The organism is Nitrospira tepida, assembly GCF_947241125.1.
Lineage (GTDB): Bacteria > Nitrospirota > Nitrospiria > Nitrospirales > Nitrospiraceae > Nitrospira_G > Nitrospira_G tepida.
In genome coordinates this window covers 1,509,988-1,536,484 of the sequence record NZ_OX365700.1, presented here as the reverse complement: position 1 = coordinate 1,536,484, position 26,497 = coordinate 1,509,988, and the positions used below count along the sequence as shown (strand labels likewise).

Sequence of the window (26,497 nt, the reverse complement as noted above, 5' to 3'; positions counted from 1 at the left end):
AAGAGAGGCGCAAGATGACATCTCTACTATTCCGTTCCATCAGACTCATCGCGCTTGCCGCTCTCCCGGTGGCACTTCCAGCAGTTGCTTGGGCCGGCACCGCTGCCGTCCGCCCTGGCAGCGGCTACTTGATCGCATCCACGCCGCTCGATTCGACAAATCCCCAATACACGTCGAATGACTTTCGGACCTATGTGGTGGCGGGCTGCATCCCGAAGAACCTGCCGTTTCCCGGCCTGGTCGGTTCCGTCTGGGTCGCGTGCAACGACCTGGATTACGCGAAGGACAAGGTGGTCGAGAGTAAGTTTGTCTCCTGTCTCGACATCTTTTCGAACGGGGTGCTGCAGGGGCTGTTCATCAAGGAAGTCAACAACCGCACGTGGGAGTCGTTCCGGTTTTCCTGCCGGGAGCTTCAACCGGACGGCACGGTCGGCGACAGATGGGAGAAAGGACCCTTCCTGTTCAATTACGAAAAGGAGGGCAAGCTCTTCGAGAGCACTGTGCCGACGGGCCGACTGTCGTTCGGGATCCTGGAAGTGTATAACCAACTCCAATTGCGAGAAAGCCTGCTGCAGGTGGCCATGGAGCATGCCGCCGCCGAAGATATTCTCGAGGGCGGACTCAAAGGGCGAGACCCGGCCGATATTCGTTTCAGCGAGAAGGTGCCCGATGCGTTCGGGTTAGGCGGGTTGATCGGCATCCACCACTGGCAATGCCCGCCCGGCATGGTGGTGACGGGCGCCGCCATCGGCCACGTTCCAGACAAGAAGGGCAAGCACACCAGGCCGGTCTATCTCCTGCTGGAATGCCGAAAGCTCCTGCACGGCTAGCAGGCCCTGCCGATTGCCGCAACGCAACTGGAAGGAAGAGCCGGCTTCATTGGAAGCTGTTGTTTCAGCGGGAAGGCCGCTCGGCTGGAGCGAATGTCATCGTGACCGGCGCGCCGGGGTTGTGACTTTTGATCGTGAACTCGTCCCGAGTGAGCGTCACAATATCTGCCTGGTAGGGGAGGCCCGTTTCGATCATCGTCAGGACGCCGCCTTCGTATCTCCATTTCCCGAGTGCCGGCTTGCTGTTGGAGGACGTGATCACCAAGCTGCCGTCAGACAGGAACACATAGAGCGTCCCCGGCGCCACGCCTGACGACTCGCTGACGCTCCAGACGGTGTTGACGAAGCCGGCCGGGCCTTCGGTGGCTGGTTGCGCCTGAGGCTCCGGCGGGGCCGACTGCTCGGAGCAGCCCGAAGCCAGCAGAGCCGACAAGATGGCCAAGACCGTGAGACAACGTTTCATTGGGATCGGCCGGCACTTATGGTTTGGGCTTCAACTCCACGGCAAGCTCCCGCAGGCCGCGAGCCGCCGCAAGATCGGCGGCGGTCTGATTGGCAAATCCAGGGGCGCCGGTACCCCGCAGAGAAAGGTCGGCTCCGGCCTTCGCCAACAGTCGCGCGATGTCTTCTTGTCCGGCCATGATCGAGAGCATCAGGGCGCTGAGTCCATACTTGGCCGTGACGTTCAGATTGGCCCGGTGGGCAACGAGCGTCTCGACAAGTTGCCGATGACCGGCGTGCGCGGCCAGCATCAGACCGGTCTGACCGTAGCGATCCTTGGCATCGACGTCGATTCCACGGAGCAGAAGATCCCGCACGACCTCGACATCGCCGCGTTTGATGGCATCTTCCCAGAACAGGTCCATTGGAAGGGGTTCTGGATGTAGGAATTAGGCAGCGCGAGGAGCGAACATAATGATGGCCATGCCGGAAAGACACACCAGGACTCCCACCCAATCCCAGACCGACGGACGTACGCCATCCACGGTCCATAACCAGAAGATCGCCACCGAGACATAGACGCCGCCGTAGGCTGCATACACGCGCCCCGCAGCGGTGGGATGCAGCGTCAGGAGCCAGGCAAACAGCGCGAGACTCGCCGCAGCCGGCGCCAGCAGCCAAACCGAGCCCTCTTTCTTCAGCCATAGATAGGGCAAGTAACAGCCGACGATCTCGGCGACGGCAGTGGCTACGAAAAGAACATAAGTCTTTAGTTCGAAGACCATTGCAACCGTCAGGTTAGAATTCCGAATTCACGGGCATGCAGATTCGATTCCATTCTTTCGTTAGTCATCGCCAAGCAGAATACAAAAGTAGATACCCACGCCCTTCCGGGCGTGGGTATCTACTGCGATCTCATAACCCGCTTGCATCAGTGCCATCAGCCCCTCATATTTCTCAAGGCGATTTTCAAAAATCTTTGGCGAGAAGGTTTCGATCCTTCTGCTTCGTCTGATCACTTCGTAAGTAAGGCACCAGCAATCACACCTAACAACCCCATGAAAGATGTCCAGATTGGGTTCACGTTGACGTCTTAAGAAGTTATTCTGCCGAGCATAGAAAGCCCACCTGCTTTGTACCTTTTATTGTGCGGGTTCAATAAGGCTGTAATCACACACGCCACACCGCCGAATGCCGTGAACATACTTTCCCTTTGGAGACGTAGCCTCACCTACTCGGTGAAGAGTCTGATTGCCGCAGTTAGGGCATTTGTTCCCTTTGCCCTTTCCCATATGGCGCACAGCCTTCTGCCAGGACCACCCCACGGCTTGGCATGAACTACAGACACTTAAACTGCCTTTGTCATGAAAAGTTAACTTGCTACAGTGTGGGCACCAGGCTCCTTTTGCCATATCGCCTCCTGCAGGTAGATTGTAAAGAGCAGAAACCAAGACTCTGATCGAGGTGGTCACTTACCAGGAACTTCCAATCCCATTCAAGCCCAAGTTGCCGACACTATCAGCACTTAAGCAATCTCTGTCAAGCAGCGATCCCAGTCATGATGTCACCGAAACAGTCCAGCGATCTTATTCGCTGATGGCCTCCTTCCTCCGACCCGAGCAACAATCGCCGACTTAACTCGCTTCTTGTCCTAAACATGGAAGGGCGCTCGTGGTGGTCCCGCTGTGGCCGTCGAGCGACCGTTGGAATATTCCGTCCCACCTTGCTCACCTCACTGGAAGGGTGGCCTGATTGGTCTCTGACTGCGCGCGTCACGACCCATTGCAATCGAGAGAGCAACGGGTCCCCCGGCCCCTTCTGAGGCCGCGCGTTGCGCGAGCACGGGAGATCAACAGGCCACCCTTCCACCCCCTCTTCCTGCGGCCTCTGCGAGCACAGAGACCATACCCGCCGCCTCTCAGATCCTCTCCCTCGGCCTCCGGGAACACAGGAAAAGCAGGGGTGTCCTTCCACTCTCTGAAAGGATTTCGTCCCTCGCTCCATATAGTGTGCAGGACGCGCTAGCCTGGCGAGACCCGAGCCGGGCACTGCCTGACGCAACCCACGAGGTGGCCGATGGACTCCGATCCTCTGACCACAGGGCTCAAGGCCCGCTTTTCCTCCTTCGATCCCCGCCTCTACCAGATTGCGAGCCTCGGTACGCTCCTCCTGTACGGCCTCTTCCGGCTGGATTTCGATGTCACGCTGCTCCAGATCGTCGTCACGCTTGGAATCGCACTCCTGACCCAATATGCCGGGACAAGGCTCTTCAACCTGCCCTCGTTCGATCCCCACAGCCCGTTGATCTCAGCCCTGTCCCTCTGCCTGCTGCTCCGAACCAACGAGCCGGCCACAGCCGCGCTGGCCTCGTTCATCGCGATCGCGAGCAAGTTCGTTATCCGCTGGAACGGCAAGCACCTCTTCAATCCGACGAATCTGGCACTGGTGGTCCTGCTTGCCAGCGGGCTCGGCTGGGTCTCGCCAGGCCAGTGGGGCCAGGTCGCTTGGTTCGGCTTTTTGATCGCCTGCCTGGGCGGTCTCGTCGTGACCCGCGCGGCCCGTGCCGACGTGACACTGGCCTTCCTGGCCTGGTACGTCGGGCTGCTCGTTGCGCGCGCGCTCTGGCTCGGCGATCCGCTTTCGATCCCGCTGCATCAACTGGAGAGCGGGAGCCTACTCATCTTTGCCTTTTTCATGATCTCCGACCCGAAAACGACCCCGGACTCCCGGACCGGCCGGCTCGCCTTCGCCTGCTTTGTCGCGCTGGGCGCCCTCTTCATCCAGTTCGGCTTGTACCGTCCCAACGGCCCGCTCTGGGCCTTGATCGTCTGTTCGTTTCTTATTCCCCTGCTTGATCGGGTTTTCCCTGGCCGACGGTACGACTGGCCCAACCCTTCGCCAGACCGGCCGCACTCCACCGGGTTTACTTCTGTGCCTGTTCGATTGTCACCGTCCATGTCACAACCAAGGGGGTTCCTATGATCCGCCAGTTCCTGTTGACCATGATTTTCGCCGCAACCCTGCTGCTCTGGAACCATGCAGCCTCCGCCTTCTGCGGGTTTTACGTGGCGAAGGCCGACAGCAAGCTCTTCAACAAGGCCTCGGAGGTCGTGCTGGTCCGGCACGACGACAAGACCGTGATCACGATGGCCAACGATTTCCGCGGGCCGGTCAAGGAATTTGCGATGGTGGTCCCGGTTCCAACGATCCTCACGCGCGAACAGATCCACGTGGGCAACCCCGCGCTGCTCAAGCATTTGGCCGACTATACGGCCCCGCGTCTGGTCGAGTATTACGATCCAAATCCCTGCACCCAGTACGAGCTGATGGAACGCCGGAGCCTGGACGCGATGAAAGAGCTGGCGCCGGCTTCGCCGGCAAGCCGGGAGCGAGACCGCGCCTTGGGCGTCACAGTCGAGGCCCAGTACAGGGTCGGCGAATATGACATCCTGATCCTGTCCGCCAAGGAGAGCGCGGGATTGGAGACCTGGCTCAAGGAGAGCGGCTACCGCATCCCGAGCGGCGCCTCGGCCGTCCTCCAGAGTTATCTGAAACAGAACCTGAAGTTCTTCGTCGCCAAGGTGAACCTCGCGGAGTACAGCAAACTGGGGTACGCCTCGTTGCGGCCGCTCCAGATCGCCTTTGAATCGCCCAAATTCATGTTGCCGATCCGGCTGGGGACCGTCAACGCCGACGGCCCGCAGGAGCTGTTCCTCTACGCCATCACGAGGCGCGGGCGGGTCGAAACGACCAACTACCGCACGGTCAAGCTTCCGGAGGCGCAAGAGATTCCGCTTTATGTCAAGGACCGGTTCGGCGAGTTCTACCGGGACTTGTTTGCCCAGCAGGTGAAACGGGAGCAGCAACGGGGCGTCTTTCTGGAATATGCCTGGGACATGGCCTGGTGCGATCCCTGCGCAAGCAATCCGCTTTCGGCAGACGAACTCCGGGAATTGGGCGTCTTCTGGTTGGAGGACCGCCGGTCTCCATCGATGCCGATGGGGGCGGGACAGGATGCCTACGTGACCAGACTGCATGTGCGATACAACGCCGCGCACTTTCCCGAGGACCTGTCGTTTCAGGAAACCGCCGACCGATCAAACTTCCAGGCTCGCTACATCCTCCGCCATGCCTGGGAGGGCTCGGACGATTGTCCGGCGGCCAAGGCCTATCGGGAGCACGTGCGGCAACGGTACGAGCGTGAGGCCCTGACCTTGGCCACGCTCACCGGGTGGGATCTCGGGGCGATCCGACGCGAGATGAAGTTGGAAGGTCCGGCCCCGGACCAGAACCGGCCTTGGTACGAACGGCTCTGGAAGAATTAATGGGGGATAGGAGGTTCTGAGGTGGCCGGGGGCCGCCACCGCGACCCCCGGCGTAAGACATGATCCCCTCCAGCGCCTGACCCCTCCCAACCACAGCGTAATCGCTCGCCCATTCTTCCCAATTCAAGAGACGGATGACCGGACTTGCGGTATACCAATAGGTACCGGCGACAGCACCGACTCTGACCATCACGACCGAGGGAGCTAGCCACCATGGCGGATGACGAGCAGCAGCCCGACTCGGAATCAAGGCCGACCGTCCCCAACCAGATCGACATCGGGGATGTGGTCCTTCAAGACGGGTCTCCCACCCGCGTGGACATACAGGATCACGTCTTCCGCCGCTGGGCCGGCGCCCAAAATACAATACGCCGGGAGGAAGCGGATTCCCTCGTGTATCTGTTGCTGACCAGTCCCGACGGGTTCCCGGCCAGGTTGATCTATATCCCCGGCCAGGTCGAACCGACTCCGCGCAGTAAGCGCTCCGGTCGGTAGCGAATCCCCCGCGACACACCTGCCTCGCGACCACCACCGGCCTGGCCATGCCCCAATCCATTGAGAATTCTTGCTTGTGTCAACGGTCCAAGGCATCATAGCCCATCACCTTTTCAGGGGGTTCCCATGACACGACGAACTCGTCCGTATCGCACGTTCGGCCTCTTACTCGGACTGATGACGCTGCTGCCCGGCTGTACCACCAAGGCCACCCTCGATTCGACGAGCGACACCGTCTCGAACTTTCTCTCCTCCACCAGCGGCCGCTCATGGTTGACGGAGGACGGCCTCGTACGCGACGACATCAAGGCCGAGGCGTTCATGGCCATCAATCGGGATCACCTTGAACAGGATCTGGCACGGGGCGAGGGCGAGTATCTGACATCGGCCGGGACCTTGCTGAGTGTGCCGGCCGAGCACCAACTGCGATTTCGGGCCCATGCCCGGACGCAATTCGAGCAGCTCGCATCCGACACAACGCCCGAGCAGGGGATCCTGCCCCTGCTGATCTCGTCGGCGCGGTCCCTGTTACAGAGCAACCGGACATCGGTCCGTTAATCATCCCGCGCGCTAGGATCATGATGTCTGGATTAGCGACGGCCCTGCCGTTCCTCCACCGCCACATTTTTCATCCGACCGATTTCACCCAAGCCAGCCAGACGGCATTCATCCATGCCCTCAAGTTGGCCCTGGTCATGCAGACCAGGCTCTCGATCATGCACGTCGATCCGGACGTGGCCCAAGAACATTTCGAGGATTTCCCTCGGGTGCGCCCCATCCTGACACAATGGAGTTTGCTTCCGAACGGCAGCTCGAAAGAAGCCGTCACGTCGCTGGGCATCCAGATCAAGAAAATCCGGGCCGTGGGAGATGATCCGGCCCAGGCCATCGTCCACCATCTGGAATTTCATCCGGCTGATCTGCTGGTGCTCGGGATCGAGCAGCGGACCGGGCTCGACCGCTGGCTGCACAAGCCGGTGGCTGAGCCGATCGCCCGAGGCGCCCATCTTCCTACCCTGTTCGTACCTTCGCATGTGGAAGGCTTCGTATCTGCTCGGGATGGCACGATCAGACTGCGACGCATCCTGATTCCAGTCGAACAGGCCGAAACGGCACAACGCGCCATCGATACAGCCACCGTCACGGCGGAGGTACTGGGGAGCATGGCGCTCGACATGCAGCTCGTGCACGTCGGCGGTGATCCCATGCCGCCGGTGCAGCTCCACGAACGGCCGGGATGGAACTGGCATCAGGACCACTGCCAGGGCAACGTGGTCGATTGGATCATCGGCATGGGGGCCGAATACGACGTGGACTTGATCGTGATGGCGACCGAAGGGCATCACGGTTGGACCGATGCCCTGAGGGGAAGCACGACCGAGCGGGTCGTGCGCGAAGCCCGCTGCCCGGTGTTGTCGGTTCCTGCCGGTTAACGACGAGGCCGTGCGATGGTGGCGGAAAGCGGCCGTGGCAGATCGGAAGGGGGGCTCTCACCCGAGGAGCCGACCGGGAGCCCGCCGCGAAACAACACATGATTGGTCGGCAGGGATGGAATCCTCGACCCAGGCAGGATCACGCCAACCAGATTCAACGGATCGCAGGCGGAGAGGCGGATTTCTTGGGCGGCCACCGGATCTGATCCGCTCCCCTTGCGTAACGCGCGCAACGTCTCCACCGCTTCCGACAAGGCAAACTGGTCCCCCGTAAAACCGCTGACGAACCGGCCGCCGCGAATCTCTCCCCTCAGTTCCATCCGGCGGTATTGGACCAGCAGGTCTCGCCACGCGATCGCGTCGGATTCCCGCCCGAGCAGATCACGAAAGACCACGCCGTAGCGGCGCAACAGTTGCCGTGCAAGCGATTCGATGGGAAGGGCTGAGGGTTGAGGGTTGGGTGCTGAGTGCTCGGTGCTGAGTGCTGAGGGTGGAGCCATTGACGATTGACCGGTGGCGATTGACGGCTCAGCCCGGCGCAGCAACGACCAGCGACCGGCGCTGTGCCGGGGCCGCTGCATCCGTCCCCGCCCCTCGCCCCGGCGCCGTTTGGGATCCATGAGCGCCCGCAAACTGTCGAATCCATCGGCGGTGACCAAGCCGGCCGCCACCAGTTCCCACAGGGCCTGTTCGATTTCGGACGGCAGGTGCCCGGTGCCGTGAAGCAGCTCGGAGAAGAAGCTCGCACCTCGGTTCGACAGCATGCGCTGCACATCCTGCGCCACCACACTCAGCGCAATCTGTGGAGCCAAAGCGGCAACCGACTCGGTCTGGACAGCCCGGCCGGCCTGGGACAGCAACCAGTCAGCCTCTTCGCGGGGGAACAGGCTGATCGGCGCCAAGCTGGTCGGGATGATCCGACGGCCCAGACCGGACGCGGCTTCCCTGGCCGGAGGCTCATAGGGGGAGAGCCGACCCCACATGACCGACCCGCTGAAACAGAGGCGATCCAACAATTCCGGCTCGTATTTCGACAGGCGCGCGCGCAGCAGGCCCGATTCCCAGGAGGACGCCGCCGCCTCAAACCCCGCCAACTGCGTGATGATTTCCAGCAGGCCACGCTCGCCATGCAGGCGAGCTCCCGGAGCCACATGCTGCCAGCGGAAGAGGAAGCGCATGAATTCGGCGGCCGAGACCGGTTCGATCTCGCGGCGCAAGGCTCCGATCGTGAGCCGGTGGATGCGCGCCAGCAGCCGGCGATGACACCATTCCACCGAATAGAGTGCTGAGTCCTGAGTGCTGAGTGCTGAGGATCGCGGATGCAGTGCTGAGTGCTGAGTGCTGGGTGCTGCAGGCCGGAATTGGCCGCGCAGGACCTGCCCCTTCGCTTCCAGACGCAGAAAGGCTTGCTCGATCTCACCTTGAGAGAATCCCAATCGCGCCGCCAGTTCCGCCTCAGTGGTCGGCCCTGTGCTCTCCATCCACCCCAACGTGACGGCCTCCATGGCCTCTTCCCGATCGACTTGGCCCGACGACGGATCGGCAGGCAGGTCCGGGAGATCAGGGAATGGCGCCTCGGGAAATAGGGCGCGCGCCAGATGCGCCTGCTCCGTCGCAATCCAACCGACCAGATCACTGGGGGTCTGGCTGGCGAGCTGGTCATGATAAGCCGCATCCGGTCCCCCGTTCCGCCGGACGCTCAGCAGGCAGGCTCGACGACTCGCGACCAACTCCGGCAGATAGGGCGCCCAATCGGGGGCTTCGATCTCCGGCACCCACACGAGCGTGAGCAGCGCATCGTGCAACTCGTCGGCGTTCCGCACGACCGGCCAGGACTCCCGGGCCACCTCTGTGATGGCGGCCTGGTCCAAGGCCCCGACCTGCCCGGCCAGCTCAGGGGGCAAGGTGCGCCGCATGTCTACGGCGCGCGCCCGGCGCTCTTCCAGCGGCGCGTCGTCCAGATAGGCATAGGGGTTGGCGTTGAGGATCTCATGGCTGAAGGGGGAGGGCATGGGGGTCTCCACGGCGACCGCGCGAATCGCGCCTTCTTGGAGCCGGCGCAGCAGCAGGGTCAGCCCCTCCACGTCCATGGCTTCGGTCAGACAATCGCGGAGCGTTTCCTCCACCAGCGGATGGTCGGGAATCCGCCGTTCGACGCCACCCTCCCCGTCGTTCCGCAGATTCTCCCGGCAGGCGATGGCGTCGGGAAACACGGAAGCCAACAGGTCTTCCGCCCTCATTCGTTGAATCTGCGGCGGAACTTTTTTCCCCTTGGCAAATCGGAGCAGCGCCAATGCGCGGGAGGCGTTCCAACGCCAGCGCGTTGTGAACATCGGCGCGGCCAGCACCGCCTGACTCAGCACGGATCTGACGGTCTCTGGTTGGAGAAAGCTGAACACGGTCTCCAAGGGGAAACTGTGTTTCTCCCCCAGTGAGATCACCAGCCCTTCATCGGTCGCCGCCGCCTGCAGTTCGAAATCGAAGGTCACGCAAAAACGTTTCCTGAGCGCCAAGCCCCAGGCCTTGTTGATCCGTCCTCCGAAAGGAGCATGGATGACCAACTGCATGCCTCCGCTCTCGTCGAAAAACCGCTCGGCCACGACGGTCTCCTGCGTCGGCACCGTCCCAAGGACGGCCTTTCCGGCCAGAACATACTCCACCGCCTGTTGTGCCCCTCGGTCCGGTAACCTGCACTCCTCCCTGAGCCAACGGATGGCGGACTCGGTATGGTCCGGACCCGCCACCCGATCAAGCTCCCTGCGGACCCGGGCCACTTCCGCCGAGAGTTCAGCCGTGCGGGCCGGCGCCTCCCCGCGCCAAAATGGTATGTTGGGCGGGGCACCCTGGGCGTCCTCGACACGGACCTTTCCCATCTCGATTCCCTTGATCCGCCAGGACGTGTTGCCCAGGAGCATGATGTCGCCCGCCAGACTCTCGACCGCAAAATCCTCATCGACCGATCCGACGACGGTGCCCTCCGGCTCCGCCACCACCACATAGTTGGCGTTGTCGGGGATCGCTCCACCCGAGGTGATGGCCGCGAGCCTCGCCCCGCGCCGGCCCCGCACGCGGCGGTTGATGCGGTCGTGATGGAGGTAGGCCTGGCCGCGCCCGCGCGAAGTCGCGATCCCCTCCGCCAACATCCGCAGGACCTCGTCGAACTTCGCCCGATCCATCTCACGATAGGGATAGGCCCGCCGGCAGAGGGCGAACAGGTCGTCCTCGCTCCACGATTGGGTGGCGGCCGCGGCCACCAGTTGTTGCGCAAGAATATCGAGTGGAGCCGAAGGAACTTCAATCCGATCAAGCAGGCCGCTTCGCATCGCGCGGATCAGGGCGGCGCATTCGATCAGTTCATCCCTCGTTGCGGCAAAGAGCCGCCCTTTCGGGATGGCCTTAACCCAATGCCCGGCACGCCCCACCCGCTGCAAGCAGGTCGCAATGGCCCGCGGCGAGCCGATCTGGCAGACGAGGTCCACGGTTCCCACATCGATGCCGAGTTCCAGCGAGGCCGTCGCCACCACGACGCGGGTCCGCCCGGACTTGAGCCGCTCTTCCGCGGATAGGCGGATCTGTCGAGACAGGCTTCCGTGGTGCGCCGCCACGACATCGGCGCCCAAATCTTGAAGCCGTTCTTCCAATCGATGCGCGACACGCTCGGCCAGGCGGCGCGTGTTGACGAACACGAGGGTCGAACGGTGCGCCCGGACCAAGTCGGCCACTCGGTCGTAGATCTCGCTCCAGACGGCATTCGTGGCGACGGGACCAAGCTCGTCCTTGGGCACCTCCACCGCCAGGTCCATCGTTCGCCGATGCCCCACGTCGACGATCCGGGGAGGCGGGCGATCGCCCACGAGAAACTGGGCCACCAGCTCGATCGGCCGTTGCGTCGCCGAGAGGCCGATCCGCACCGACTTCACGTCCGTCAAGGCATCTAAGCGCTCCAGCGACAGGGCCAGATGCGCGCCGCGCTTGGTCGCCGCCACGGCATGGATTTCGTCCACGATGACCGTGCGTACCGTGCGCAACAGCGCGCGGCTCTTTTCCGCCGTCAGCAGGATGAACAGGGACTCGGGGGTCGTGATCAGGATGTGAGGCGGCCGGCGGAGCATCTGTTGCCGCTCGGCCATCGGGGTATCGCCGGTCCGCACAAGCACGCGCAGCTCCGGCAGCAGCAGGCCCTGCTCCAGGGCCGCCCGGCCGATCTCGTTCAGCGGCTGCTGGAGGTTTTTCTGGACATCGTTGCTGAGCGCCTTCAAGGGCGAGACATAGAGGACCTGGGTGCGGTCCTCCAATTCCCGATTCAACGCCTGTGTGAAGAGAGTATCGATGCAGGTGAGGAAAGCTGCGAGCGTCTTACCGGACCCGGTCGGCGCGGCGATCAGCGTATCGGAGCCCGAGCGAATCGCCGGCCAGGCCTGCTCCTGGACGTCGGTCGGCATCCCCAATCGTCGCCGGAACCATTCCGCAATGACAGGATGAAAGGACGAGAGCGGCATGGACCGAGCATCCTACCATGGAGGACGGGGCCGCTCCCTCCAGGGCATGCAGAAGAAACGGTCAGGAAAAGGACGCCGCCTGCCGGCCACGTCTATGGGGTACTGGAACCGGAACGGTTGTCGCCGCGGTCATCGACGGCGCCGGAAGTAAAACCGCGCTCGGCAGGTCTGGCAGCGCCACGGATGGAGCGCCATGAACCGCAACAGCCAATCGCGCAGCCCACGGCGCCGACTTCTCGCGCACTCGCTACCGCATTTTGGACAATGGACATCCAGCATCTGCTCGAGTTGCTGGGTTTGATCAGAGAGCGACCATTGCGCCTCGTCGGAGCGGCGGGCAAGTTCTTCATGGGGCAATGTGTGTTGATGTGTCGCCATCGAACGACCTTCGCATTCATGGACGCTTGGTCTATGGAACCGGGCGCGGCTTCGAATGCCGCGGCTGATGCATGACGGATGAACAGCTTACGTGGAAGAGATGTGTTGCTTCAGCTCACTCGATGAACCCACTGTTCTACCGAAGCTGAGGGGATACCCTAACATGTAAAATTTTCCTTATGCAACAGGCTTCTTGGCGACCGGACCGACGGTGGAATAAACTGGCTCCACTTCATGACATCTGAACAGCCGTCGCACATCCCAACTGTGATTCTCGGGGCAGGCTACACCGGCCGCCGCCTGTTCTCGCTGTTGGCTCAGGCTGGGCGTCCCGTTTTGGCGACGAGCCGCAACCCCACGACAAATCTTGAGTTTGTGCCCGATCACCTCCGCATACCGTTTACCCTGGAGGATCCGACGAAATGGTCCAATTTACCGTATCGGGCCGATCTCATCTGGTGCTTTCCCGCTCAGCCGTTGCAGTTGGTGAAACCATTCGCCGAATACCTCAGGCCACGGGTTCAGCGAGTGGTCGTGCTGGGCAGCACCTCCGCCTACGGCGTCTCCCAGGAACCAAGCTCCTATCCTCCTCCCTGGCTCGATGAGACCGCTCCCATCGACATGAGCAGACCGCGCGTTCAGGGCGAGGAGTGCTTACGACAGGAATGTAATGCCATCGTCCTCCGCATAGCCGGGATTTATGGACCGGGACGCAATCCGCTCGACTGGATCAGAACCGGCCGGGTCGGGCCCTCAAGCAAATATGTCAACCTCATTCATGTGGAGGATCTTGCCGCGATCTGCCTGGCAGCGCTGGAGCGGGGTGTCCCTGGCGAGGTCTACAACATCAGCGACGGCGTTCCGCGGACCTGGTCGGAGATTTGCCGCCACGCGGCAGAACGGCACGGTCTGCGAGCGGTAGCGACCGATCACGATTCGTCACCGGGGAAGCGGATCGCCAACGCCAAAATGATCAACGCCCTCTCTGTTCAATTGCGCAGGCCTGATCTGTTCGAAAACCTCGCCGGCCTTGGCCTCGACCCTATCGGTCCTATCCGATAATTGTCCGATAATTGGGTTTGATGAGGGCGTGGAGGCTATGACCGCAGCAGCGCGATCACGGCGAGGCACACCAGCAGATTGTTGATGCCGTGGGCGACCATGCCCGGCACGAGTGATCCGGTCTTTTCGTAGGCCCAGGCCCAGACGAGCCCGCTCCAGAACACGCTGGCAAACCCGAGGACGCCGTACCCATGCGCCAAGGCGAAGATCCCCGCGCTGATCATCGCGGCCGGCGCCAGCGAGAACCGGCGGCGCAATAGCCCGAACAGCAGGCCGCGAAAGGCGATTTCCTCAAAGACCGGGGCGAAGACCACATACTCCAGCAGGCTCAGCGACAGGATCGGCGTCGGAGCCCAAACAAGATCCGCATCGAACCATTCGGTCCAATGACTGGAGAGGTTCAACGGCTCCGCAATCCGCCCCATGATCCATTCGCCGAACAACCCCGCCGCCACGATCGCCGGGACCGCCAACCAGAGTCTTGACGCTCGGCCCGGGAGGGGTTTCAGCCCGAACCCCTCGTTGAATGTCAATCCGGCCGGTTGCAAGAGGTGCCGCTGTGCCAGCATCAACAGCGGCAGGTTCGTGAGCGGCACGGCGATCATCCGCAAGGCGGCATGTTCGGCGCTGAGAAAGATGAAGCTCACCATCAGCACGGCGCCGATCGCCCCTCCCCGCAGCAGCACATGCGCGCCGAAGCTGCCGGGCCAAGGCGGCGGCAAGGTCGAGTTGCCGTAGCGGAGCCATTGCGGGTCCCTGCTCCTTCGCCGCCAGACCATAACCAGGACGACCGCTCCTCCCGCCATGGCCGCCAACTCAAAGGCCGTGAGCCATCGCGACCAGGTGAACAGCTTGCTGGATCGGTCGGCTGCCGCCTGCTCCAGCGAGCGGGGCAGGGAGGGATCGCCGGCGCGATCGGCGAGGCGGGACGCCAGTCGATCGTAAAACCATCCGGCGGGCAACGAGTCGGCTGCCAGCGCCTGAAGCTCCATGATGGCCCCGCGATCAGCCGGCTCCGCCAGATAGGCGACGGCAAGGGCCTTGCCGAACCATCGATAGGGATCCCGTTCTTGCGACCATTGGGTGGTTTTCGCGCGTAGCGCCGAGAGGTCCTCGGATTCCGCTTCGAGAACGGCGAGCTGAAAATCGACGAGCGGGTCTTCGGAGACGACCGCCAACTCACGATACCATTGGATTGCCTCTAGGCGAGCCGTTGTCTCGCTTCCCGTCAGCCAACGATACAGCGCCTGTTCCCATTCCGATGTCCGTTTGGTGGCCTCCTCCAAATCCATGGTTCGACCGACCATGTGGCTGAGGGCGCGCTCAGGCCACGGCACACGGTCCAACCCGTCCATGGTCAACGCGATAGCGACGACGGTGCCCACGCATCCAACCAGCACCAGGGCCGCAAGCGCGGTGACCGCCCACGAGAAACGAGGCTGGTGTTGCCAGGAGCCGGGCGCAACATGGCGATCGGCCGAGTTGGATTCTGATTCCGGCTGAGGGGGATCAGGGTCCGGTTGCACCGAGGAGATCGTCGCGGGAGGATCGAACGACATATGTGTCTCGCCAGTATAACATGCGGCTTTCTTGGCGAAAATGACGGGCGTGCCACACCGGTGACGCGCAGCCCTGTCTCCGTTATACTACGCCGCCTCACTCGCAGGGTCTTTTGGACCGGGTCCGGAAAGGCGCATCACGAGCGGCATCCTGCGCCACAGGCAGAACGGCATGGCATCCACCGCTATCGGAGAACTCAATTTTCCTGCGCGGGTCCTGCTCGGTCCCGGGCCAAGCCTGGTCCATCCACGGGTGCTGCGCGCCCTGGGCATGCCGGTCATCGGCCATCTCGATCCTTCATTCTTGACCATTCTCAACGAGACGCAGGCCCTGCTCCGGGAGGTGTTCCACACCAACAATCGATTCACCCTGGCCCTGTCGGGCACCGGCTCGGCCGGGATGGAAGCGGTGCTGGTCAATCTGATCGAACCGGGCGATGCCGTCGTCGTCGGCGTGAACGGCCTGTTTGGAACAAGACTGGCGACGATCGTCGAACGCTGCGGAGGCAAAGCCTTGCCTGTCGAAGCGCCCTGGGGCCAACCGATTGATCTTCAGGTCCTCCAAGAGGTCATCAGCCGCTCCGGACCCGTCAAAGCGGTCGCGGTCGTTCATGCGGAAACCTCCACCGGCGTCCGTCAGGATCTGGAACCGATCGGCCGGCTGTGCCGCGAAGCGGGCGCGCTCTTCGTCGTTGACGCCGTCACATCCTTGGCGGGCATGCCGCTCGACGTCGATGCCTGGCTGATCGACGCCTGTTACAGCGGCACACAAAAGTGCCTGAGCTGCCCCCCCGGCCTGTCGCCGGTTACGGTGAGCGAGCGCGCTTTGGCTGCCATTCGCCGACGCCACACCGCCTGCCGGAGTTGGTATCTCGACTTTTCGCTGATTGCCGACTATTGGGAGGATCAGAAGCGCCTCTATCACCACACGGCTCCCGTCTCCATGATCTATGCCTTGCGGGAATCGCTGCGACTGGTCCTTGAAGAAGGCCTGCCGGCGCGGTTCGCCCGGCATGAACTTCACAGCCGCGCCTTGTTGGCCGGGCTCGCGGTCCTGGGCATTACTCCGCTGCCGGCGCCCGATGTCAGATTGCCGATGCTGAATTGCGTGCTGGTCCCTCGTGAGATCGATGAAGGCGGCGTGCGGGCCGAATTGTTGGACCGGTTCGGGATCGAGATCGGCGGAGGTCTGGGTACGCTCAAGGGGCTGGTCTGGCGGATCGGCCTCATGGGCGAGTCGGCCACCGCCGGCAATGTGCTCGCGCTCCTCACCGCGCTGGGCGCCATCCTGTCCCGCCGACGATGGGCGAGACACCCCGAACAGGCGGCGGCCGCCGCCGCCGCGGTCTATGCCGAGGCCGGAAGGGAGAATGGAATCACCCCATGAGGATCACACTACGCTGGTTCGTAGCCGGCCTGCTGCTCGGTCTCCTCGGATCGTGGATTGGCTTCATCCTCTGGCGGAACCTACAGGACCATCCTGCGACCATCACGCCCGAGCGCACGGCAGAATATCTCCATGCCGTCATTGAAGCGGTCCGCACCAACTACGCAGAAAACATTGTCAACCGCTTGCAGGATCAGGATATCATCCATGCCACGGAACATTGGAAGCAGGAGAAGGGGCTTCCGCTCCCCGCCCAATTCTTGATGGACAATGGGCGGCTGGTTGCGCAGAAAGACCTGCGGTTGTCCTATCGGCTGGCAAGCCTCACCCCCATCTATGTCTGGAACGGGCCCAACTCAGACCTGGAACGGAAAGGGCTGGAAGCGATCGCAAAAGACCCGGACCGGCCCTTCACCGGCTACGTCAAGACCGCCAAGGGACGATTCTTCAAGGCCGTCTACGCCGACCGCGCGGTCTCGCAGTCCTGCGTGAGCTGTCACAATACCCACCCCAACAGCCCCCGGCGCGATTTCAAGCTGAACGATGTCATGGGCGGCATCATTATCTCGATTCCGCTTGAGGGCTGACCGGATGATGATCGCGCTCCGCCACGTCCGCCTCATCGACGGCCTGGGATCGGTCCAGGAACGAGCCACCGTGGTGGTCAAGGACGATCGGATCCTCTCCGCCGGGCCGAGCCGCTCGACCACGGTTCCCCGCGGCGCGGTCGACCTGGATGTGCGCGGCATGACGGTGCTGCCGGGCCTGATCGACTGTCATGTCCATCTCGGGTTGGGCGGCGAACCGGACGTCGTAACTGTCGTCGAGACCGACTCTCCCGGCATGACGCTCCTCAAGGCCGCCCGCTACGCCGAACAGACCATTGGCGCAGGCATCACGACCGTTCGCGATGTCGGATACAAAGGTCACGGCATCTTCGCGTTGAAGCAGGCGATCGCCGCTGGTCTGGTCCTGGGACCCCGAGTCTTGGCGGCAGGTCAGGCCATCTGCATGACGGGCGGGCATGCCCGATTCATCGGGCGCGAAGCAGACGGCCCGATCGAGATCGTCCGCGCGGTTCGGGAGCAGTTGGCCGCCGGCGCGGACCTCATCAAGATCATCGCCTCCGGCGGCGTCTTGACGCCCGGCACCTCTCCGGACCAGGCACAATTCAGCCTCGAGGAAATCCGGACAGCCGTCCAGGAGGCGCAACGAGCCGGCAAACAGGTGGCCGCCCATGCGCATGGGGCCGCCGGGATGAAACAGGCCGTCGCCGCCGGGGTCCGATCCATCGAACATGCCACCTTGATGGATGAGGAGGCGGCAGAGGCCTTGGTCCAGCATGAGGTCTTCATCGTTCCAACCCTCTCGGCCTTGGCCACCACTGCCGGCTGTCCGTTAGGGGCGGGTGTCCCGGAGTCGGTCGTCACGAAGGCAAGGGACATGTCGGCCCGCCATGAAGCGAGTTTCAAGAAGGCCCACAAGCGCGGCGTGCGGATCGCGATGGGCACCGATGCCGGCACGCCCTTTAATTATCATGGAGAGAATGCGCAGGAATTGGACCGGATGGTCGCTCTCGGCATGAGCCCCATGGAGGCGATCCTCTCGGCGACCGCAAGTGCCGCCGCCCTGCTCGGCCTCGACGACCGGATTGGGACCATTCAACCGGGGAAACTGGCCGACTTGATTATTGTGGAAGGCAATCCGCTCAAACGGATCGCTCTGTTGCGGGATCGCAATCGGCTGGCGGGGGTGATGCTGCAAGGCCGCCTGGTCAGCGGACCCTTGGCGGGGGAAGTATGAAGCGTCATTCGTCAATGGTCATTCGTCAACCGACGGAGAAGGCCACGCGAAACAGGTCTTCCGCTTGAGTGACGCTTGACGAGTGACGTGTGACGCATGACGACCCTGTCATCGCCGTTGGTAGAACAGCTCCAACGCGGCCGCCCATCCATGCAGCCGCCCGGCCTTGATCCGTTCATCCAACCGCATACGTAGTTCCTGCGCCTGCCGCTCGTCGGAGGGATCGATCACCCGCTGCGATTTCATCATCTGCACCGCGACGTCCAGCAGGCGATCCTTCCGCTGGTCCATGTCGGGCGTGATGAATTCTTCCAAGATCTCCCGGCCGCGAGCCATCACGATATCTTCCCGAAACGTGTCATATCCTTGGACCGCCACCGTCCGTTCCCGAATGACGGCCAACTCGGCCTTGATCCGACCGACCTCCTTGATCCAGAGGGAGAAGATTTCTTTGCGCCCTTCGTCCTCCAGCTTCCCGAACATGGTGGCGAGGACCACATCGAGATCCGGTCCCGTGTCCTGCGGCTCGGCTCCCCAGCGCAGCCGTTCGTAGGACTTCCTGGCGTCCTGATCGCCCAACACCGCATAGGCCGCATTGACCTCTCTGATCTTCGCCTCGGCCTCGGCATTGTCCGGGTTGCGGTCCGGGTGATATTGGAAGACGAGCTTCCGATAGGCTTTCTTGATCTCCTCGTCCGACGCATCCCGCCGGACGCCGAGCACCTCATAATAGTCGATTCGCATACGTGATCCCTGCCTGGTCGAAGACGACTATACCATCACGTTTTTCAGCGCAGCAAATCACGGTGGGGCGGCGGATCACTTGACAGGGCGCCGCGCGGTCCCTAGCCTGGCGCGACGTTCGATTCTGAAAGCGCGCATGATGCCGACCTCGTTCCGATCTGTCACACGCTACCAATGGATGGTCCTCCTCGTGGCTTGGCTCGGATGGGTGTTCGACGCCATGGATGCCACGATCTACGCGATCGTCCTGCATCCGGCGCTGGAAGAACTGTTGGCGGGAAGGACCGCAACCGTCGCCGACGCGGAAGGCATCAGTTGGTACGGCGGCATCATCTTCTCGGTCTTCCTGGTCGGATGGGCGCTGGGAGGGGTTGTCTTCGGCATCCTGGCGGACCGGTTCGGCCGGACCAGAACGCTGATCGCGACCATTTTGATCTATGCCGGGTTCACCGGGTTGGCGGCGCTCGCTCAGGAATGGTGGCAACTGGCAACCTTTCGCTTTCTCACGGCGCTGGGCATCGGCGGCGAATGGGCGGCCGGCGCGGCGATCGTCGCCGAGGTCTGGCCGGAAGAGACCCGCGCCAAGGCCGCTGGGATCTTGCAGTCGGCCTGGGCCGTCGGTTTCTTTCTCGCGGCGATCCTGAACCTCCTCTTGAAAGGATACGGCTGGCGCTGGCTCTTCCTGGCCGGCGTAGCCCCGGCCCTGGTCGCCTTCCTGGTCCGCTGGTGGGTCAAGGAGCCGGACCGCTGGACCCGCGCCCACAGCGAGGAACTCGCGCAGCGCCACGACGGGATCCTGTCCAGGCTCGGCGAGTTGTTTCAGCCGCTGTTCTTACGATCCACCTTGGTCGGATCGACCCTGGCCTTCGTGGCCGTCTTCGGTCTCTGGGGCACGACCAACTGGACCCCGACCTTGATCCACTCGTTTCCGGACATGCAGGGTTTGCCCAAATCCGAGATCGCGCCGTTGGTCAGCTATGCGATCATGTGCCTCAATGTCGGCGCGCTGTTCGGCTATCTCAGCTTCGGTCCTCTCGCGGACCGTTGGGGGCGCCGCCCAATATTCGGATTGATGTGCCTGGGCAGTGTGCTCATGCTGCCGATCACCTTTCTCTATGTGGAATCTTACCGGCACCTGTTGCTGTGCCTGCCCATCCTTGGCTTTTTCAACAACGGCATCTTCAGCGGTTTCCCGATCTATCTGCCGGAACTGTATCCGACGCGCATTCGCGCGACCGGCGCCGGCTTCTGCTTCAACGCTGGGCGCGTGCTGGCCTCCGCCGGCCCCTTTCTCACCGGGTCGCTCGTCGCGACGTTCGGCCAGGTCGGCAGTGCCGCCAGCGCGGTGGGCCTCATTTATCTGGTGGGCCTGTTGGTGTTGCCGTTCGCGCCGGAAACCAAAGGACGGCCGTTGCCGCCGTAACGACGATACGCGGCCAGCACGCATGGACCGATCTCAACTCTTCGCTGATACCGATTCCGCAAGTTAAACGGCAGGTTGCGGATCTTCTGCCCGAAACAGACTCCGCCAACTTGACACCCTCCGATTCGGAGCTATTCATTATCAATACGATGACCACCACACCCCGCACATTGAGTTTCGACGAAAAGCTCGCGGCGGAGGCGGCGTTTGCGGGCCGGCCGTTCAATCCCAAATGGTCGGCGGCCGCGCGGACCGTCTACCGGGGTATCAGGCAGGCGCTTGCGGCAGAGGCGGATACTCTGGACCAGGCTTCCATGCTCGATCCTGGACCGGTCCCTGATGCAGGCGGCGAGGCGCCCGCGATCGGAGCCGATTCATCGCTTTTGGCAAGCCGGCAAGACGACCGCCATCCGTTTGATCCGCCGTCTTCCGATGAATCTCATATCGAGGCGGACGATTCCCATGTCGCGTTGCCCCACGAACAGGTGCTCCATGTCGGCGAATGGATCGAGATCACGTCGATGGCGAGGAACCTCGGCGTCCCCTTCACCGTCGGCATGACGCAGCCCGCCTGGGAGACGTTGGTGACCGCATCGGCCAGCGTGCCTGAATCGGAACATGCCGCCCGTGTTAGAGACATTCTCCTCGCGCTTCGCTTGCGACTCATGAGCGCGCCCGCGAACAAGTCGGTCATCGACGTGCCGGCCCTGTTGCCCTTTCCGCCCGATACCGTGCCACGGCCTCGTTTGTTGCTGGCCGCATTCCACCAGAGCCCCAATGCCACGACGTTCATTACCCTCCTCTTGCCCCGGGAACTCTCCGCGCTGCTGAGTAATCCCAAGGAAGAGTAACTCCTCTGAGCAACTTCCCGACCCCGTCCATTTGTCTAGACCCATTGGTCCCTTGACAAGCGAGGTCGATTTAGTCAGCATGCATCCCGCTGTAAAACCTCCGCCCGGAGGTGCTGTGCCGCGGGGCTTCATTCAGAGCGACCAGAACAGACTCTCACCGTCTCGACAACCAGGCGGGAAAGGATGAAGTACCCCAGACCTCTTCCTTCAACGAGTGCGCACAGAGAGAAGCCGTTACTGATCTCGCCCATCACTCCCGATCATTCTGATCAAGTACGAAGGTTCACTTTGTCTCCAGACACAGGAACCGGACCAGAGCGAGGAACAGTTCAGCATCGGTTGCCGTACCGCTTCTCACGCATCAGACTTCCCTTGACATCCGGCGACTTGCAAAAGAAAGGCGGTCGTGATGATCCGGAGCGATCGTGAGCGGGTTTCTTAAGGAGCCCGCTCACGATCGAAAGTCCGCACCTGTACCTCTGTGCCACGTGACCGCCGTTACCCGGTAACACACGTTTGACCTGCACCTGGGAGGCACATCGATGACAGTACAGCAAGGATTGAGGTCACCAATCAACTCCAACCATCACGGTGTTCTCGGTAAGCCATCGGATTCCCATGTCTCGATCAGCCTCCCGGTCGTGGTTGATTTTCATGGAACGCTCAGTCGAGGGGTGACCGAATATCTCGGCCTGGACTCTCTTTCATTCGTCTGTCCTCACGCGCCTTCGAAAGGATCGGTGATGTCGGTCTACATTTGCTTCGGTCGAGCGACTGCCTATATGCACCTCAGCGGCCGGGTCGCCGAGGTCAACCGGTGCGAGATCTCTGAGACAACCCGCTATACGATTTCTCTCCATCTGAATCCACTGAGTGAGACGGAGCAATCCGTTCTCCAATCTTGTTTGCATGAGATCGATGCCTACCTGACGGGTCTCACGCGACAGAAGAGCGCCCACCAACATCGGAGGAATGGCGATCCGCCTGCAGAGCGAACCAACCCCCGATCGATTCTCTCGCTGTTCGTCACCGACAACCCCTATACCCTCCCCTATCGCCTGAAGAGCCAGAACCTGTTTTCCACACTCTCGCACATGGGATCTCAGGCGGTCCGGTTAATGACCACCGTATCGCTTCGTAAATCAGCCCCGATGCCGTCCGCCTCCCTCTCGCACCGCACGCTGTTGTGGCTGCGGAGCATCCCCTTGTTCATCCAACTTGTTCGAGATCTCATGGTTCGATTCCTTCCCCGGTGCGCGTCCAGATTTCTGGTGCAACCAGTCGATTTTGTGTTCATCGGCCACCCACGCGACCTGACCGACGTCCCGAGAAAGTTTCCATTTGCGAAATTGATGCCGCCTGCCATCGTCGAACGATGGTTCCGCCACCAATGGCCGTTCGTAGCTTCGTACATTACGGGACTGAAAGCCAAAAGCGGACGATTGCTCAAGGGAGCCATGCTGATCTCTCCGCTCACCACCGAGCAAATGATTCGCAACCCTCGGGCGGCACGACAGCGCGTCCTCGAAACGGTGCGGCTGGCAGAACGCATGGGAGCTCGTATTGCGGGGCTCGGAGCCTTTACGTCCATAGTGACGAGGGACGGCAAGGATCTGCTGGACAAAGTCCACTTGGGATTGACCACAGGCAATCCCCATTCTGCGGCGATTGCCGTGCAAAACGTGCTGGAGGCGGCCGCCTTGACCAACCTCAGTGTGCCGCACGCGACCGTGGCGATTGTGGGCGGCGCCGGATCGGTCGGTTCCGCTTGCGCGAAATTGCTAGGCCCGCTCTCGGCCCATCTGGTATTGATCGATATCAAGCGGGATGAACTGGCGGCGCTGGTGTCTCTGCTCAAGCGACAGTCGATCAGCGTCGAGGGAACCGGTGCCATTGCACGGGTTGCTGAAGCCGACATTGTTATCGCGGCCACGAACAGCCCGCATGCGCTGATCGACCCGGACATCCTCAAGCCCGGAGCCATCGTGATCGACGCCGCCCAACCCAAGAACGTTTCCGAGCAGGTCTCTCATCAACGCCCCGATGTGCTCGTGATCGAGTCGGCGATCGTTCAAACGCCTGGAGTCGAGGTGAACTTTGACCTGGGGCTTGAGAGCGGCGAGGCGTTGGGCTGCCTATCGGAAACGATGATCCTGGCGGCGATCGGCTGGGAAGGCCACTATTCGATCGGGAAGGCCGATCCGCTGCACGGGTCCCATATCCTGGCTGCGGCGCGCGAACTCGGTTTTCGTCTCGCCCGCTTCCGCAATTCAACCGGCCCTATTACAGAGGAAGACCTCGTGCGTATTGCTCGGGCTCGCATCGGCGCTCTCACTGGTGTTTGATCTATCACACTATACGCTGAACGCCCACGCGCTCCCCATGTTCGGCATGGGAGCTGTTTCATTGATTCTGGGCGTTCTCACATTTCGCTCCAACCGGAAAGCTTCCGCCAATCGTCACTTCCTGATCCTCTGTCTCAGTATTAGCGCGTGGTTGACGGCCACGGGGCTGGGGTTGTCATCGACCAGCCCCACCGTCGCGGTCAACTGGTTCAGAATCGACAACGTCGGCGTGATGTTCATTTCCGTCAGTTTCTATAGTTTCTCCGCCGCCTTCCTCTCCCTCCATCGGCCCCGCTCGGTGACCATGGGCTACGTTCTCGCGGGCCTGCTGGTGCTGTTGGTGCTGCTCTCCGGTCAGTTTGTCGTAGGGGTACGGACCTTCTGGTGGGGCTATTTTCCGCAATGGGGACCGGCCTCGCTGTTCTTTTTCCCTGTGTTCACGGCCTATATGGCGGCGGCCTTTGCTGATTACTTCCGCGCGTATCGCCGGGTGTCGGCGCCCTTGAAACGGCAGCAGATTCTTTACGTGATGAGCGCGTTTCTCATCGCCTATACGGGCTCCGTCGACTTTCTTCCGGCCTTCGGCATCGAAGTGTACCCTTTCGGCTACATCCCGATCTTCCTGCTCATCGCCGTCATCAGCTACGCCATCATCCGCTATCGCTTGATGGATATCACGGTCGTCATCAACAAGGGGTTGACCTACGCCCTCGCCACAGGTGCGATCCTCATCGCCTCATCCGCCATCGCCATGCTCAGCACCCGGGCGTCCGAGTATTCGATTCCACCGCTCCTGTCGGCGCTCCTCGTCATCATCTGCGGGTCATGGGTGGCGCTGAGCAATCCGCGCGCGACGACGAACATCTCGTTCGGACTAGTCTGCGGCGGGGTGGCGCTGTGGCTCACCGGTTGCTTCATGCTCTATTCCTCCCGCACGACGTCGGAGGCCCTGTTTTGGAGCAAAGTGGTCTATGGGGGCGTCGTGTGGATTCCCGCTGCGTTGTATCACTTCTGCGTCGGCCTCTCCGGCCGAGTTCGGCATGACCGGTCTATCGGCATTCACTATCTCCTGAGCTTGGGTTTTTTAGGCTTGGTCCCGACCTCCTATTTCACCGCGGGCACCTATCAGTATTTCTGGGGTTACTACCCCAAAGCCGGCCCGCTCCATCCGGCGTTCTTGCTCTATTTTTTCACGGTCTGTGGAAGAGCGCTCAAGCACCTGTACCAGGCATCCCGGCTGGACCGTCAGGAAGCGACCCAACTGCGGCAGACCTTTTGGGCCTTCCTGATCGGCATGGCCGCTTCGAGCGACTTTGTGCCCAGCTACGGGATCGAATTCTATCCGCTGGGGTATATGATCGTCGGGCTGTGGATCGCATTGATGGCCAATGTCATCGTGAAACATGAATTGATGCAGGTGTCGTTCCCCTTCTCCCATCGAAGCAGCCCCCTCTACGCACAGCTCCTGGGCCTTCCGCCTGCGTATCTTGGCATTCTGACATTGGTCTGGCTCTTCACCGGAGCGCCACATTATCTGATGGCCGGCGCCTTACTGGCGCTCTTCATCGCCCTGGCCGGCATTCTGGCAAACCTCCAACAAACGCTGGAGGACGTCGTCGGCCAGCGCCTGTTTCGAGCCCGTTACGACGCTTATGACACGTTGGTGCAATTCTCAAAATCACTCGTGTCCATTTTGGATCTGGAATCGTTGACGCGCGAAGTGGTGGGGACCCTGACCAAAGTGATGAACATCTCAACGGCGTCCGTCTACGTCCTGGACTCTGAAAAGTCGCTCTACATCCTCACGGCCGCTCATCGCCCGCTCGCCCTTGGACCGCTCCCTTCCAGCCTGAAGTCAGACGACGGGCTGCCCGCCCATCTCGCGCTTCAGAAGGGACTGTTGGTCCGCGAAGAGCTGGAATACGGGCATGGAACCGATCCCCCTCGATCGTTGCTGGAGATCCTCCGCATCCTGGATGCGGAAGTCTGCATTCCCCTGATCAACAAGGAGCGCCTGGTCGGATTCTGCAATCTCGGGGCCCGCGCCGATCATGCCGTGTATTCCGGGCAAGACCTCAGCCTATTGATGACCCTCGGCCAACATGCCGCCATCGCCCTGGACAACGCCCTTCTGTACGAGGATCTCAAACGGTCGCAAGCCCTCATGCGGCGGACCGACCGGCTCCGCTCGCTGGAGACCATCGCCGGAGGCTTCGCGCACGAGATCCGCAACCCGCTGACCTCCATCAAAACCTTCATCCAATTGGTTCCCGACCGGCGGGACGATCAGGACTTCGTGGAGAAGTTCAGCGAAATCGTCGTGGAAGACGTCCGCCGCATCGAACGGCTCATTCAGGAGATATTGGATTATGCCCGGTACATGGAGCCGAAGCTCACGGAGGAGAACCTTAACGATATCGTGGCGTCCTGCCTCTACTTCATCCAAGTGAAGGCGTCCGCCAAATCCATCCGGATCGAGCGGGATTTCGCCTCCGACCTGCCGCCGGTGACGCTCGACCGTCAGCAGATCAAACAGGTCCTCCTCAATTTATTCATCAACGCCATGGACGCCATGGCCGCACGGGGGGGCTGTTTATCCGTCAAGACGCATTTGCTCAGGAAGCTGCATCCGGTCCCCTGGGTTCAAATCGAGGTGTCAGATACCGGCGCGGGCATCGCGTCCGAGAACCTGGACCATATTTTTGATCCGTTCTATACGACTAAGCATGCCAGCGGCGAGCATGAAGGGACCGGCCTGGGCCTCACCATCGTCCATCAGATCGTGCATGAACATCGGGGGTACATCGAGGTCAAGAGCGAGGTCGGGAAGGGCACGACGTTCTTCGTCAACCTCCCGGCGAGTCCTGAACCCATTCCATCCTGGAATCCTCAGCCCTGGCCCCTGGCGCACCAGTAATGCTG

At 61.8% G+C, this 26,497-nt stretch carries 19 protein-coding genes and 1 pseudogene; 14 read left to right on the top strand and 6 right to left on the bottom strand.

Translation table 11 applies throughout. The features are described from left to right. Positions 1 to 14: 14 nt before the first annotated feature. Positions 15 to 830: a hypothetical protein gene (locus QWI75_RS07225; protein ID WP_289268027.1), complete on the top strand. Its 816-nt coding sequence runs from the start codon at positions 15 to 17 to the stop codon at positions 828 to 830. A 64-nt stretch (positions 831 to 894) separates the two neighbouring features. Here QWI75_RS07225 and QWI75_RS07220 read toward each other — a convergent pair whose 3' ends face one another. The 3 genes from QWI75_RS07220 to QWI75_RS07210 are packed head-to-tail and all read right to left on the bottom strand — an operon-like array spanning position 895 to position 2,056. Beyond that, positions 895 to 1,293, bottom strand: coding sequence for a hypothetical protein (locus QWI75_RS07220; RefSeq protein WP_289268026.1), 399 nt, complete (start codon positions 1,291 to 1,293; stop codon positions 895 to 897). A 16-nt stretch (positions 1,294 to 1,309) separates the two neighbouring features. Next, positions 1,310 to 1,696 carry an ankyrin repeat domain-containing protein gene (locus QWI75_RS07215; protein ID WP_289268025.1) on the bottom strand — a complete coding sequence of 129 codons (387 nt, stop codon included), beginning with the start codon at positions 1,694 to 1,696 and terminating at the stop codon, positions 1,310 to 1,312. Between the two features lie 24 nt (positions 1,697 to 1,720). Further along, the gene (locus QWI75_RS07210; RefSeq protein ID WP_289268024.1) at positions 1,721 to 2,056 is read right to left on the bottom strand and encodes a YnfA family protein; all 336 of its coding nucleotides are present in this window, start codon (positions 2,054 to 2,056) and stop codon (positions 1,721 to 1,723) included. 1,291 nt (positions 2,057 to 3,347) lie between these two features. Between QWI75_RS07210 and QWI75_RS07205 the strand changes: the two genes are divergently transcribed. From QWI75_RS07205 to QWI75_RS07185, 5 genes are all read left to right on the top strand, one after another. Then, positions 3,348 to 4,253: an RnfABCDGE type electron transport complex subunit D gene (locus tag QWI75_RS07205; protein ID WP_289268023.1), complete on the top strand. Its 906-nt coding sequence runs from the start codon at positions 3,348 to 3,350 to the stop codon at positions 4,251 to 4,253. Beyond that, positions 4,250 to 5,596, top strand: coding sequence for a DUF2330 domain-containing protein (locus tag QWI75_RS07200; RefSeq protein WP_289268022.1), 1,347 nt, complete (start codon positions 4,250 to 4,252; stop codon positions 5,594 to 5,596). The genes QWI75_RS07205 and QWI75_RS07200 overlap by 4 nt, the downstream gene beginning before the upstream one ends. 213 nt (positions 5,597 to 5,809) lie before the next feature. Beyond that, entirely contained in the window at positions 5,810 to 6,091 is a 282-nt protein-coding gene (locus QWI75_RS07195; protein WP_289268021.1) for a hypothetical protein, read from the top strand. A gap of 126 nt (positions 6,092 to 6,217) precedes the next feature. Further along, the gene (locus QWI75_RS07190) at positions 6,218 to 6,649 is read left to right on the top strand and encodes a DUF3015 family protein (protein ID WP_289268020.1); all 432 of its coding nucleotides are present in this window, start codon (positions 6,218 to 6,220) and stop codon (positions 6,647 to 6,649) included. Between the two features lie 20 nt (positions 6,650 to 6,669). After that, a complete protein-coding gene (locus QWI75_RS07185; RefSeq protein WP_289268019.1) occupies positions 6,670 to 7,524 on the top strand; it encodes a universal stress protein in 855 nt (284 codons plus the stop codon). On the opposite strand, the gene QWI75_RS07180 is transcribed toward QWI75_RS07185, so the two are convergent. Next, the gene (locus QWI75_RS07180) at positions 7,521 to 12,023 is read right to left on the bottom strand and encodes a DEAD/DEAH box helicase (RefSeq protein ID WP_289268018.1); all 4,503 of its coding nucleotides are present in this window, start codon (positions 12,021 to 12,023) and stop codon (positions 7,521 to 7,523) included. The genes QWI75_RS07185 and QWI75_RS07180 overlap by 4 nt on opposite strands. A 612-nt stretch (positions 12,024 to 12,635) precedes the next feature. Here QWI75_RS07180 and QWI75_RS07175 point away from each other — a divergent pair. Continuing rightward, positions 12,636 to 13,463, top strand: coding sequence for an NAD-dependent epimerase/dehydratase family protein (locus tag QWI75_RS07175; RefSeq protein ID WP_289268017.1), 828 nt, complete (start codon positions 12,636 to 12,638; stop codon positions 13,461 to 13,463). A 35-nt stretch (positions 13,464 to 13,498) separates the two neighbouring features. Here QWI75_RS07175 and QWI75_RS07170 read toward each other — a convergent pair whose 3' ends face one another. Beyond that, on the bottom strand, positions 13,499 to 15,022 hold the full coding sequence (locus QWI75_RS07170) for a CPBP family intramembrane glutamic endopeptidase (RefSeq protein ID WP_289268016.1): 1,524 nt from the start codon (positions 15,020 to 15,022) through the stop codon (positions 13,499 to 13,501). Between the two features lie 172 nt (positions 15,023 to 15,194). Between QWI75_RS07170 and QWI75_RS07165 the strand changes: the two genes are divergently transcribed. The 3 genes from QWI75_RS07165 to QWI75_RS07155 are packed head-to-tail and all read left to right on the top strand — an operon-like array spanning position 15,195 to position 18,212. Continuing rightward, positions 15,195 to 16,409: a pyridoxal-phosphate-dependent aminotransferase family protein gene (locus tag QWI75_RS07165; protein ID WP_289268015.1), complete on the top strand. Its 1,215-nt coding sequence runs from the start codon at positions 15,195 to 15,197 to the stop codon at positions 16,407 to 16,409. Further along, complete coding sequence (locus QWI75_RS07160; protein WP_289268014.1) at positions 16,406 to 16,996, top strand: Tll0287-like domain-containing protein; 591 nt, start codon at positions 16,406 to 16,408, stop codon at positions 16,994 to 16,996. Before QWI75_RS07165 ends, QWI75_RS07160 begins: the two co-directional genes overlap by 4 nt. A 4-nt stretch (positions 16,997 to 17,000) precedes the next feature. After that, positions 17,001 to 18,212 carry an amidohydrolase family protein gene (locus tag QWI75_RS07155; protein WP_289268013.1) on the top strand — a complete coding sequence of 404 codons (1,212 nt, stop codon included), beginning with the start codon at positions 17,001 to 17,003 and terminating at the stop codon, positions 18,210 to 18,212. A 540-nt stretch (positions 18,213 to 18,752) separates the two neighbouring features. Here the strand turns inward: QWI75_RS07155 and QWI75_RS22730 are convergent. Continuing rightward, positions 18,753 to 18,956 (bottom strand): annotated as a pseudogene (locus QWI75_RS22730) (DnaJ domain-containing protein); the annotation flags it as partial. A 136-nt stretch (positions 18,957 to 19,092) separates the two neighbouring features. Here QWI75_RS22730 and QWI75_RS07145 point away from each other — a divergent pair. The 4 genes from QWI75_RS07145 to QWI75_RS07130 all read left to right on the top strand — a co-directional run bounded on the left by QWI75_RS07145 (position 19,093) and on the right by QWI75_RS07130 (position 26,492). After that, positions 19,093 to 20,379 (top strand): MFS transporter, encoded by a 1,287-nt coding sequence (locus QWI75_RS07145; protein WP_289268011.1) that lies wholly within the window; start codon positions 19,093 to 19,095, stop codon positions 20,377 to 20,379. A gap of 149 nt (positions 20,380 to 20,528) precedes the next feature. After that, entirely contained in the window at positions 20,529 to 21,230 is a 702-nt protein-coding gene (locus QWI75_RS07140; protein ID WP_289268010.1) for a hypothetical protein, read from the top strand. Between the two features lie 743 nt (positions 21,231 to 21,973). Beyond that, positions 21,974 to 23,575 carry a hypothetical protein gene (locus QWI75_RS07135; protein WP_289268009.1) on the top strand — a complete coding sequence of 534 codons (1,602 nt, stop codon included), beginning with the start codon at positions 21,974 to 21,976 and terminating at the stop codon, positions 23,573 to 23,575. Next, positions 23,568 to 26,492: an ATP-binding protein gene (locus QWI75_RS07130; protein ID WP_289268008.1), complete on the top strand. Its 2,925-nt coding sequence runs from the start codon at positions 23,568 to 23,570 to the stop codon at positions 26,490 to 26,492. The genes QWI75_RS07135 and QWI75_RS07130 overlap by 8 nt, the downstream gene beginning before the upstream one ends. Positions 26,493 to 26,497: the final 5 nt, after the last annotated feature.

Excerpts from the sequence above, each read along its gene's own strand:
- QWI75_RS07225 (WP_289268027.1), top strand. The coding sequence starts at position 15 with ATGACATCTCTACTATTCCGTTCCATCAGACTCATCGCGCTTGCCGCT.
- QWI75_RS07220 (WP_289268026.1), bottom strand. The coding sequence starts at position 1,293 with ATGAAACGTTGTCTCACGGTCTTGGCCATCTTGTCGGCTCTGCTGGCT.
- QWI75_RS07215 (WP_289268025.1), bottom strand. The coding sequence starts at position 1,696 with ATGGACCTGTTCTGGGAAGATGCCATCAAACGCGGCGATGTCGAGGTC.
- QWI75_RS07210 (WP_289268024.1), bottom strand. The coding sequence starts at position 2,056 with ATGGTCTTCGAACTAAAGACTTATGTTCTTTTCGTAGCCACTGCCGTC.
- QWI75_RS07205 (WP_289268023.1), top strand. The coding sequence starts at position 3,348 with ATGGACTCCGATCCTCTGACCACAGGGCTCAAGGCCCGCTTTTCCTCC.
- QWI75_RS07200 (WP_289268022.1), top strand. The coding sequence starts at position 4,250 with ATGATCCGCCAGTTCCTGTTGACCATGATTTTCGCCGCAACCCTGCTG.
- QWI75_RS07195 (WP_289268021.1), top strand. The coding sequence starts at position 5,810 with ATGGCGGATGACGAGCAGCAGCCCGACTCGGAATCAAGGCCGACCGTC.
- QWI75_RS07190 (WP_289268020.1), top strand. The coding sequence starts at position 6,218 with ATGACACGACGAACTCGTCCGTATCGCACGTTCGGCCTCTTACTCGGA.
- QWI75_RS07185 (WP_289268019.1), top strand. The coding sequence starts at position 6,670 with ATGATGTCTGGATTAGCGACGGCCCTGCCGTTCCTCCACCGCCACATT.
- QWI75_RS07180 (WP_289268018.1), bottom strand. The coding sequence starts at position 12,023 with ATGCCGCTCTCGTCCTTTCATCCTGTCATTGCGGAATGGTTCCGGCGA.
- QWI75_RS07175 (WP_289268017.1), top strand. The coding sequence starts at position 12,636 with ATGACATCTGAACAGCCGTCGCACATCCCAACTGTGATTCTCGGGGCA.
- QWI75_RS07170 (WP_289268016.1), bottom strand. The coding sequence starts at position 15,022 with ATGTCGTTCGATCCTCCCGCGACGATCTCCTCGGTGCAACCGGACCCT.
- QWI75_RS07165 (WP_289268015.1), top strand. The coding sequence starts at position 15,195 with ATGGCATCCACCGCTATCGGAGAACTCAATTTTCCTGCGCGGGTCCTG.
- QWI75_RS07160 (WP_289268014.1), top strand. The coding sequence starts at position 16,406 with ATGAGGATCACACTACGCTGGTTCGTAGCCGGCCTGCTGCTCGGTCTC.
- QWI75_RS07155 (WP_289268013.1), top strand. The coding sequence starts at position 17,001 with ATGATGATCGCGCTCCGCCACGTCCGCCTCATCGACGGCCTGGGATCG.
- QWI75_RS07145 (WP_289268011.1), top strand. The coding sequence starts at position 19,093 with ATGATGCCGACCTCGTTCCGATCTGTCACACGCTACCAATGGATGGTC.
- QWI75_RS07140 (WP_289268010.1), top strand. The coding sequence starts at position 20,529 with ATGACCACCACACCCCGCACATTGAGTTTCGACGAAAAGCTCGCGGCG.
- QWI75_RS07135 (WP_289268009.1), top strand. The coding sequence starts at position 21,974 with ATGTCGGTCTACATTTGCTTCGGTCGAGCGACTGCCTATATGCACCTC.